The organism is Actinomadura sp. KC345 (assembly GCF_004348515.1).
In the GTDB taxonomy this organism is placed as follows: domain Bacteria; phylum Actinomycetota; class Actinomycetes; order Streptosporangiales; family Streptosporangiaceae; genus Spirillospora.
Map to the genome: position 1 here is coordinate 1 of NZ_SMKH01000557.1, position 1,628 is coordinate 1,628.

Annotated in this window: 2 protein-coding genes; both read left to right on the top strand. The window is 66.0% G+C overall.

From position 1 onward, the window contains the following. Nucleotides 1-88: 88 nt before the first annotated feature. Nucleotides 89-565, top strand: coding sequence for a hypothetical protein (locus E1281_RS39520; RefSeq protein WP_131884790.1), 477 nt, complete (start codon nt 89-91; stop codon nt 563-565). A 20-nt stretch (nt 566-585) separates the two neighbouring features. Continuing rightward, nucleotides 586-1,602 (top strand): IS3 family transposase, encoded by a 1,017-nt coding sequence (locus tag E1281_RS39525; protein WP_279433695.1) that lies wholly within the window; start codon nt 586-588, stop codon nt 1,600-1,602. Nucleotides 1,603-1,628 lie beyond the last annotated feature (26 nt).

The following is a 1,628-nucleotide window of genomic DNA, read 5'->3' on the forward strand; positions in this document are numbered from 1 at the left end:
CCCTCTCTGTCAGACTGCTGTGACACAAGGGACGGATGAGTCCTTCTGATATCGAGCAGGGCGAGACAGGACGAACAGCGCAGTGACGATGACCCTCGCCGACCAGGCCCGCGTGACCACACGGCAGGATGGTCGAGTGACCGACGAACACGGCGACCAGAAGCCGGGCCCGCCGGCCCGATCCAAGCGCCGGACGTTCACCAAGGCGTACAAGGCCCGGATCCTGGCCGCCTTCGACGCGCTGCCCGAGGGCAGCCCCGAACGCGGTGCGCTGCTGCGGACCGAGAAGCTCTACCACTCCCACATCGAGCACTGGCGCAAACAACGTGACGAAGGAACCCTCGCCGCCACAGCAGGAAAGCCCGCGCCCAGTCGCGAGGCCGAGGAACTGGCCCGCCTGAAGGCCGAGAACAAGAAACTCAAGGCCGAGGCCGCCAAACTCGAAAGCAGTAACGAGAAACTCGCCGGAGAACTCGACAAGACCCGCACTGCGCTGGACATCGCGGGAAAAGCGTTCGCGCTGCTTCAGGACATCTCAAGCAGCGCGGACTCCGACGAGAACTGAACCAGGTCATCGACGAGCACCTGCCCGCAATGGAGAAACTGCTGGGCACTGCCCGGGCATGCCGCGTCCTTGGCAAGTCCCGCTCGACTCTGCACCGGCACCGCAATCCCCGCCCGCCCCGGCTCGGGCCGCGCCGTCCCTTCCACCACCCGGCCGAGCTGTCGGCGGACGAGCGCGAGCGGGTGCTGGCGGTGCTGGACTCGCCCCGGTTCGCCGACAAGTCCCCTGCCCAGGTGTGGGCGGTCCTGCTGGACGAGGGCGTGTATCTGTGCTCGCAGGCCACGATGTACCGGCTGCTGCGCGAACGCGGCCAGACCGGGGAGCGGCGCGCCCAGGCGGTGCGCCCGGCGACCGTCAAACCCGAGCTCCAGGCCGACGGCCCCGACCAGGTGTGGTCCTGGGATATAACGAAATTGAAAGGCCCAGTTCGCGGCGTGCATTATCTGCTGTACGTCATCATCGATATCTTCTCCCGGAAGGTCGTGCACTGGGAGATCTGGCCCACCGAGAACGGCGTCCTGGCCAAGGAGTTCATCCAGCACGCCATCATCGCCAACGACGGTGCGGCACCGCGCTCGATCCACGCCGACCGCGGCACGGCCATGACCTCGAACACGGTGACCGGCCTCCTTGCGTTGCTGGGCATCGACCGGTCCCATTCCCGGCCGCACGTGAGCAACGACAACCCCTACTCCGAGGCGCAGTTCAAGACACTCAAGTACTGCCCGGCGTTTCCTGAGCGATTCGGATCGATCGAGGACGCCAACGGGTTCTGCAGCCGGTTCTTCGCTTATTACAATCACGAACATCGCCATTCCGGGATCGGGATGCACACCCCCGCGACGGTCCACGACGGCACCGCTGCACGTATCCAGGCCGACCGGGCCGCCACCCTCCACGCCGCCTTCCGCGCCCACCCCGAACGCTTCCGCGGACGATGCCCCTCACCGCCCCCACTACCGGACAAGGTCTGGATCAACCCGCCACCCGAAGCACTCCAGAACGACAACGAGACACAAACCGCTCAAGTGGCCTGACGTCTCATCAGGTTTGACAGGTTCCG

Bases quoted from the DNA above. Each gene is read 5' to 3' on its own strand.
- E1281_RS39520 (WP_131884790.1), top strand. From the start codon at position 89: ATGACCCTCGCCGACCAGGCCCGCGTGACCACACGGCAGGATGGTCGA.